This window comes from Parabacteroides sp. An277, assembly GCF_002159645.1.
Taxonomy (GTDB): domain Bacteria; phylum Bacteroidota; class Bacteroidia; order Bacteroidales; family Tannerellaceae; genus Parabacteroides.
The window spans coordinates 1-8612 of record NZ_NFJB01000064.1; the positions used below are offsets into that span (position 1 = coordinate 1).

The window sequence follows — 8612 nt, forward strand, 5'->3', positions numbered from 1 at the left end:
TTTACTAAACTATAGAAATTGAACGGACTGAAACGTCTGTCCCAGTCCGTTAGAATTATTTAACGATAAAGTTAATACCGATTGCTTGCGTAGGTCTTAGAATTCTGTGCGCCCTATTCAATTCATGCAATCCGAATCGTTTTATCATATTCAATCCTCCGCACTTTCTTCAGCAGGCTTCCGCTGGTGAAGTAGGTTTCGATTCGCAGGCGATACTTGCCCGGTTCGAGGTTTTCCGGCACGACGAAGGTGAGGGTGGAGGGGTTGTTCTCGCCGATTGGCGTCATGTCGGTCTCCCGCCCCTGTGCATCGGTCAGGACCAGGCGGCCTTTGCCCTCGCCGGTCTCGTCCACGCATTTCACCTTATTTCCGTAGAGCCGGACCAGGTGCGTGCATCCCAGCGTCCCGTCTGCCGCCCCGGTATAGAGGTCTTCCACCCGGCTGATGTAGGCGCCGCCCTGTTCTTGCACGGCGGCTACCTCGTATGCCACGCCGTTGTCCAGCAGCGTTCTCAGCTCCTGGGTAGGGATGATGGAGAGGGTGTATTGGAGCTTGTCTTTCTCCACCGGCTCCCCCATCGCATCAAACGTCCCGCGCACCACGGGCTTGAACCGGAAGTATTCCGTCTGCACCGCCTCGCCCTCCAGGAGCCTTTCTACCAGCTTCTCTTCCATCAGCTTGGCGATATAGAGCAACATTTCCTCCCGTACCTCTATGCGCTCTTGCACCAATATGCGGGCCAGGTCTTCCCATCCGTAGCTCTTGCGATTCTGCACTACGGAAGCGGTATAAGCCTGTGCCAGCTGGTTCTTACGCAGCTTTACCTTCCAGAGGTATTTGTTAATCTTTCGTTTTAGCATAATCTCTTATATTATCTTGCTTTTAAGATGGCACTGTTGATATTCGTATCAATATTCTTCTGGTCTCTGGATGTCTTTTTACCGAAATCGAAGGTGTAGGCTACTTTTACATAACCATTGGCTTGATTGCTCTTATTTAGCACGGTGTTATGGAATTGATATACATTCGTATTCAAATACTCCACATTTTCAAGATGCTTATTGAACGTATTGTTTGTCCCGGCTTCTATGTTCCAGTTCTTATGGCTCCAACTGATAGATGCCCCATAAGATGCAGGCGTTTTGGTATAAGAAGGATACATAGATACGCTTTTTGAAGGCGATTTGCCATATACATTAAACGCAAAGTCTTTCCAGAAATAATTCACATCAATAGATCCACCTACATTGCTCTGGTCTCCTGCGAACTTTCCGGTCATTTTTGTATATTGATAATATCCGCTTGCCCTCAAGCGTAAATTGTCGTTCACCCGGTAAGTTACGGACAAGTTGGCTTGCGCATTATGATAGTTTGCATCTGATTGGTAACTATTTATCAATTTACTCCCTTCGATATAGTAATCATAAGAGACGGTCGGGGCTGCTCCAAAATAACTACCTGCTACTTGGATGTTGAATTTGCTTACTTGAAGATTGTAAGTCATAAAGGCAACATAATAGTTCGCTTTTTCCAAGTCAGGATTACCTCTTTGGATCTGGAGCGAGTCTATGTTTTGGTCTACCGCGCTCAACCAACTGCTTACTGGATTGGAATTGGCTTTGTTGAACATGAACATAAGTGATTGTTTATCCGTAATGCGGTAGTTTGCCATGACGTAAATCCATGGAGTGATATAATAGTTGTAGTCGCTTCCTCGGGTTTTGTATTGCAAGAAGTCCGCGCCTGCTTGCAAACTCATAGAGAATTTTTGACCAAACTGCTGGTTGTATTGCCCTTTCAGTAAAGTCTCTCCTGTCCATAAATGGTTTTGTGCCACATAGTCGCCCGTATAATCTGAATTACTGATTTGATGGATATGTCTCAGTTGGATTCCTGTTGAATTATTATGGTTTAAATTGAGATTGTAGTTTCCATTAAAATCGATGGTGTAAAAATCTTCATCGGCATGTGTAAAAGAACGATAAGTATCTTCTATATAACTACGGTCATATTCATTGTTTGTATAGTTCCCTTTCAGCATAGCACTCAATGCCTGCTTGGCATCCAATTTAAAATATCCATATAATTCTATGCTTGGCATCCAACTCTTCGTATCAGTACGGTTGGTCGATGTAGTGCCATTTGCGTCTGTAACATATTGCACTTGGTTCATGCTATAATTGTCCGGTGCATCTGTATGTACCAAACTAACTTTTCCGTTCAGCGTTCGTTTGTCTGTACTATTATTGATAATGGCTTGAAAATATTGTTGGTTATCTTTGGTCTGTGCGTCTTGTGTTTTCGTATTCCGGTTTATATCTCCATCTTGGAAATGGAAAATTTCTTGCTTAGATGCCTTATCGCTATACTTTTCCATGGAATATCCGCCAAAGAAAGAATAGCTTGTATTTTTATGATTCACTTTCACGACTGCATTGTAATCTCCTTTCAGGTAGCCGATATTCTGCGTTCCATCCACGGCCACATAACCACCCGTTTCTTTTTTCTTGGTAATATAGTTAATCACTTCCGTTTCGCCCATATACTGCCCCGTCGGCATGTCGAAATACTCCACTTTCTCAATATCTTTCGGTTGTAAGTTTTGCACTTCGCGGTAATCCGCTTTCTTTCCATCAATATAAAGTGAAACAGTTCCTTTGAAGCTGGAGACTGTCCCTTTTCGTTTATCCACGTCAATTCCCGGTATCATTAGATTATAAAGCAAATCATACCCGGAATAGGCGTGTTTCACCTGCTGCTTGTCTGGCAAAATAAGCACCCGGTCTTTTTGGCGGATAAAAGAAGTACCTGTAACTACAACATCATTCAATACGACCTCCGATTTTTTAAGAGTAAGAGGCGATAATGTCTTATCGCTATTGATATTCATTGCTTCTATATGCGTTTCATATCCCATTGCACTCACACGCAACAAATAATCCCCATTCTGAATATCTTTTAATAAGAAGTTACCCAAGCTATCAGCTACTTCTCCTTTGACAAAAGTTGAATCCTTTAATGTCAATTGTATTGTAGAATAAGAAATACCTTCTTTGTTTTCATCTATAATCATGCCTTTTAAGGTAAATTGAGCATTCACATATAGATGACAACAAATAAATAATAAAAATAAAATACGTTTTCGCATAAGAATCATTTAGAATGAGAGATAAGACCATAATTAAATGACCTTATCTCATTGTGAATTAAATACTAGTTAATGCCGCATTCTACCAAATTCGGACAAAGATTAATTCCACAACGTGGAGTAATATTATCCGTATAAGATAAATCAACGAGTCCGCCAACGGCTAACGGATCAGTTTCTAAACGCTCCTCCAACTGTTGGAGAGCAAATTCTGAAAACTCAGAATTACAAGAGATTAATTCTTGTTCTTTCATTGTGATAACTTTTTATTGTTAATAAATTATTTATTTGAATGATAGACACTATTGTATGCATCTATCACTGCTTTTTTAAATATTTCCTGAAAATAAACGCAGTGGTTATTCTTTTTAGCCATACATCCTCCCCCACAGAGCAATGCATATTTACAATATTTACACGACGATGTACTATATCATGATGCCTCCACGCTTCTAACCTCTGTTTATCCCAATGGATGTAATCCGATTGTATTTGTCCAATCTGGTAATCTTTATTTCCTACCACATCCCAACAAGGATAAATCTCACCCAAAGGAGAAAATAAATATCCACTTGTCTGAGCTGCACAAAATGTAGATGTTAGCGATATTGCTTTTTTGTCAAGAATAGCATTGGAAATCTTTCTATAAATAGCACTATATCCATTACAAAATGCAATATTACCTCTTTCCTTTTGCTTTTGAATAAAGTCTTTTGTTGATAAAATACCTAATTCCTTTTTATCTTGATTCAGAATAATGTTACTATCTACAATTATAGCTGAATACATTCTGAAATTTGAATGTCTAAAGAAGCCTTTTTTAGTAAAGAATTCCTTCAATTTAGAGAAATCGCTTATATTGCAATTATCTGTATTTACTCGAATATTTATTTGTACATCTATATTTGCATCTAATATTTTTTGAATATTAAATATGATCTTATCAAATGAATTGGGATCTTGATAATGTCTTCTCGTTCGATTATGGTATTCTTTTGTTCCATCAATAGTTATTTGAAGTTGACAAATTAAATTTTTCCCCAATAAGTCTATGTAATAATCTAAATCATATCCATTAGTAACGGCATGAAATACATAACCACGCTTTTGACCTTCGAAAACAATATACTTTACTATTTCCTTATTCTCTTTCAGCAAAGGTTCGCCTCCATAAAGTGTAATATAATGGTTTAGCAACTCCTTTCGGGGTTCTATTTCTTCCATGACGCGATAAGTCCGATCTACCATATCTTTGGTAAAAGAAAAAGAATAGACAGAATCTTTCTTATCCCGATTTTCAAAACAATATGGGCATCTAAAGTTACAGTTGTAAGAGACAATCCAAGTAAAAGATTTATGAAGAATTTCATCCCGTTTATGTAAAGCACGGGCAATTCGTGCTACGTAACTATATTCTTCTTCTTGTGTTTTCGTTGTTAAATATCCGCGTTTCAATAATTGTTCAACCATAGGCTGAATCAAATTATTCTTCTCCCCTATTGATTGAATGTCATTCAATAGTTCTTCTGAGACAATATCTATCGCCCCCGTATATCCATGAATCAGCATATACTTACCTTCTTCCTTTTCCAGCTTTACTGGAATCATATAAGATGATACTCTTAGCTTTTCCATATTCCTAATACCATTTTACTTGGTTATTTTCAATTATAAATATTCTTTCTTCTTTCCCTTTCGTATAATCCCGCAGCCAATACAACGCTCCTTTGGGCATGTTCTGGTAAAACAAACGGTCGTCCTCTGTGGCAGTTTGTTTGCCGAGTGATACCCATTCCCCATCTTTCATGTAGAACAGTTCGTATTCATGTCCTTTGCGGATGCCGTTGTCGTCGTTGCGGATGATGTAGCGTATTTTGTTAATCGCAGTTGGTTGCTCCAGTTCCAATCCTCCCCACGAAGCAGAATCGCTGGAATGGAAGAAGGTGAGCGGGTCGCCGTCGAACATCACTTGTGCTCCGTAACGCGGATAAGCAAGGCTGGGTTTGTAATCTCCTATTACCTTTCCTTTTAAAGGTGTATCCGAACCTTCTGCATAAAACTCCAATTCGGCGATATTCCCTGTCGTATTCGGGGAAGCCTGATAGCGTACATATTTAAAGGGTTTCGACGTAGCGGATTCCACAGTCGTGTACTTAAAGTTCGGTTCTTCCGTAAAGGCATAGAGCGTGACTGCATCGCTGAAATCAGGTTGATTTGCTCCTTGGAACTTACCACCTACCATAATGGGAGGCAAATAATTCAAATAGTAAGCATCCCGATATTTTCGTTCCAATGTATATTCCATCGCTTCTGCTTGCGGCTTGAAATAAGTGATTTGCCCTAATGTATCCAGCAAGAAGGGATAGCCCGTTAATTGCAATTTCCCGTCTGCAAACAATGCTGCATGATAAATAATCTTAGGTCCTATCGCTTTAAATTCAGCCTGCTCGCCTTTCACCTTCCCCCATGCCACCGGAACCCATCCGTTGGGGTTAAAGACACAAAGGTAGGCGAATTGGCGCTTTGTAGCTGCCTGTAAATCCACTGTAATATCTTGGGCTTGGATAAATGGATAATCATCCGTTACATCTATCCGATAGGCATCTTGGAAGAAATCAGGTATATCCTCATTTCCATGTTGCATGGCCAGCGACGCAGGATGTTTGCCAAAAGTCCGTTTGTATATCTTCGTAATCTTGGGGCGGAAATGAACCAAATGCTCATCCGGGTTATGTTCGCCTCCGGAAAAGTCATGATAGGTTCCATCATTATCATAGACCACGTTGAATATATGCCCTCTGTTCTCGTCGCCCCAATGTGGTACCGTCTCAATACCCACCGGAATCCCGGCTGCTCGCATGGCGTAGACCGCCAAGTTGGCGTAATCGTTGCACAAACCGAATTTCATATTCAGCAAGGTGCTGGCGCGTAAATCAATAGGCAATACGGCATCTTCGGCTATATGGATAGGCAGTTTAATCAATTCGTTGTTAATCGCTTCGCACGCCTGCTTGGCAGTTTGGATACTGTCGTTTAGCAATAACGGCTCAAAACGTTCGCGGTAGAGCGTGCGCCACGTTTCGGGAATCTCCGTCCCCACGCGGTAAGGCAATACCCATTCGCAAAATTCTTCGAACGTGAGGTGCTGGTTCCACGGGCGGTTCCAGACGGCAAATGCTTCGTCAATATTCTGGATCAGGTAATCGGCCGAAAGGGTTTGCGTGTCCCAGGCGGGAATTGGCTTTTCTTTCAGGTATTTCGCCTGCTGCCGGAACGTGCCGTATAGATAAGGTATATCGTATTCTGGCTGTTTAATTTGGTAAACGGAATCGATAAAGTGGTAATATTCATCGATGCCGCGCCCCGTAAGGTACCCCTTATCCGCCATGTTCCCAATCAGGAACTCGGCTGCACGGAGCTTCAGCGAGTCGCCACGCTCCTCGTAGTGCTGGAGTACGCGGAGCAGTTCGCCGCGATTGTCCCCCGCCCGCGAGAGCGCCTCCTCAATGCCCGGTGCCGCCGTCTTCATTTGGCAGGATGCCAAGAGGATAGTAAATAATATGTATAGATAGTGTTTCATGTGTTTTTCTTGCTTTTTACTTGTCTAACAGGCGAGTGTATCAAAATAGGAAATATTATCAGGAAGTAACTGAAAAGCTCCCCTGCTTTGATAGGGGAACTCCCCGCAGGGGTGAGGGGTTACTGCTTATTATTAGAGATTTAACCCCTCAGTCTCGCTACGCGAGCCAGCTCCCCTAAGAGCAGGGGAGCTTTTCTGATAGTATTTTGATACACCCTCGTGTTACCGCACTATAACGACTGCCGTTACCCCGCGGTAACGATAGGCGTTACTGTACTGTAACGACTGTCATTACCGCATTGTAACGAGAGACGTTACAATTATTGAATTGTAATTGTTCTCGGATAAACGATCGTTCTCGGATTCTTTAATACGACCTTAGAATTACTATAATAAGTTTCAATCCGCAACTGGTAATTGCCTTCCGTCAAATCGTTTGGAATCAGGATGGTTACGCACGAAGGGTCGTTTTGGGCAATCTGCACCTCCGTATCTACATCCAAATCACTCTTCAAGTAGGCAAAACCCTCTTTGTCTGCGCCCGTCGCGCCCACCACTTTAATCTTGCTGCCATAAATAGCCAACACATGGCCGCGCCCCGTGGCTCCATCGCGTGCGCCGGTAATCTGGTCTTCCACACCGGTGATGGCAGCTCCGCCTTGTTCTTGGAGTCCTGCCACTCTATACTTTACCTGGTTATTCAAGATATTCCGCAATTCAGGACGTACCGACACATTAATCGAATATTTAACCTTATTGGCATCCAGCGGTTCCCCTTCCGAAGTGAAGCTACCTTGTATATTCGGCTCAAACGTAAAGTAATCGGTGATGACCGATTCCCCGTTCAGCAACGTTTCCACGATTTTCTGCTCAATCAGCGAAGCGGCATTCGACAAGGTTTCTTCGCGGTATTCCGTACGTTCGCGGGCTACCTCAGAAGCCATATCCGCCAATTTTTTCGACTCTTTATTTTTCTGCAACAACAGGATGTAGTCTGTCGTATCCTCCGTCAAGTGATTTTCTACCAATACCGACGTCCATTCAAACTGGTCTTTTTGTTTTACATCTAACGGCATAGTTTCAATTATTTATAGATTTAACAAAATGCATGGTGATTAACTCGTACCCCGTATAGAAGTAAATCTGGTATTCCCCGGCGGGCAGAGCTTCAATCGGGATCACTACGGGTGTGTCGGGCGTCATGGGCGTTTCCTTCGTATAATACGATACGCCGTCTGCATCCGTAATCTGGATGGCTACATTATCATATGCCTTATTCGAATAGGCATTCAACACGTCGCCCTGAAGGGTGATGGTAAAACCTTGCGCCGAACGGTGTTCGGTGGGTTCCCAATTGTCTTGCTCCGCAGAACAAGTAGCTATTGTTCCGCCTTGCGCGTAAATATGGGTAAAACCACTTACGGCAACCCACATCATCAAAAATTTCAATATTCGTGTCATTTTTGTTCTTTTTAAAATCTGTCGCAAATGTAGGACATTCCTATTTTTCAGCATGCCATTTTCTGTACACAAAAAGTACACAACAACAAATCCCTATTAAAAATCAGCGATAAACGCATCAAAATCTTTCGCGGTTCCCTTTTGTTTACACAATTTTTCGTAGAGGCGGGTACGTATCATGGTGATGTTTTGGCGCGAGCAAACCAATAAATCCGCTATCTTTTTCGGGGATACTCCCACTTTCCGCAAATAGCAAACGTGCAACTCCTGGGGCGTGAGAGATGAATGCCTGTCGAGCAACCGGGCGGTAAAGTGGGCTCAGTAGAAATTTAATGGGGATAAATTTGTTAGTTTGAAGAACAAACCTTTATTTTGCAGTATGGAAAACGATTATTTGAACATACTTGCCGGTATTGTACTCCC

Annotated in this window: 7 protein-coding genes; all 7 read right to left on the bottom strand. The window is 42.2% G+C overall.

Features of this window, described 5'->3' with window-relative positions; all coding sequences use genetic code 11:
• Positions 1–122: 122 nt before the first annotated feature.
• Positions 123–860 carry a DUF4469 domain-containing protein gene (locus B5F77_RS15020; RefSeq protein ID WP_087332234.1) on the bottom strand — a complete coding sequence of 246 codons (738 nt, stop codon included), beginning with the start codon at positions 858–860 and terminating at the stop codon, positions 123–125.
• Between the two features lie 11 nt (positions 861–871).
• Complete coding sequence (locus tag B5F77_RS15025; protein ID WP_239446391.1) at positions 872–3073, bottom strand: carboxypeptidase-like regulatory domain-containing protein; 2202 nt, start codon at positions 3071–3073, stop codon at positions 872–874.
• A 140-nt stretch (positions 3074–3213) separates the two neighbouring features.
• Entirely contained in the window at positions 3214–3402 is a 189-nt protein-coding gene (locus tag B5F77_RS15030) for a hypothetical protein (protein WP_087332236.1), read from the bottom strand.
• Between the two features lie 64 nt (positions 3403–3466).
• On the bottom strand, positions 3467–4783 hold the full coding sequence (locus B5F77_RS15035; protein WP_087332238.1) for a radical SAM protein: 1317 nt from the start codon (positions 4781–4783) through the stop codon (positions 3467–3469).
• Between the two features lie 4 nt (positions 4784–4787).
• Complete coding sequence (locus tag B5F77_RS15040; protein ID WP_087332240.1) at positions 4788–6728, bottom strand: transglutaminase domain-containing protein; 1941 nt, start codon at positions 6726–6728, stop codon at positions 4788–4790.
• A gap of 320 nt (positions 6729–7048) precedes the next feature.
• Positions 7049–7804, bottom strand: a complete 756-nt coding sequence (locus B5F77_RS15045; RefSeq protein ID WP_087332242.1) for a DNA-binding domain-containing protein — start codon at positions 7802–7804, stop codon at positions 7049–7051.
• A gap of 4 nt (positions 7805–7808) precedes the next feature.
• The gene (locus tag B5F77_RS15050; RefSeq protein WP_162608018.1) at positions 7809–8189 is read right to left on the bottom strand and encodes a DUF3244 domain-containing protein; all 381 of its coding nucleotides are present in this window, start codon (positions 8187–8189) and stop codon (positions 7809–7811) included.
• Positions 8190–8612: the final 423 nt, after the last annotated feature.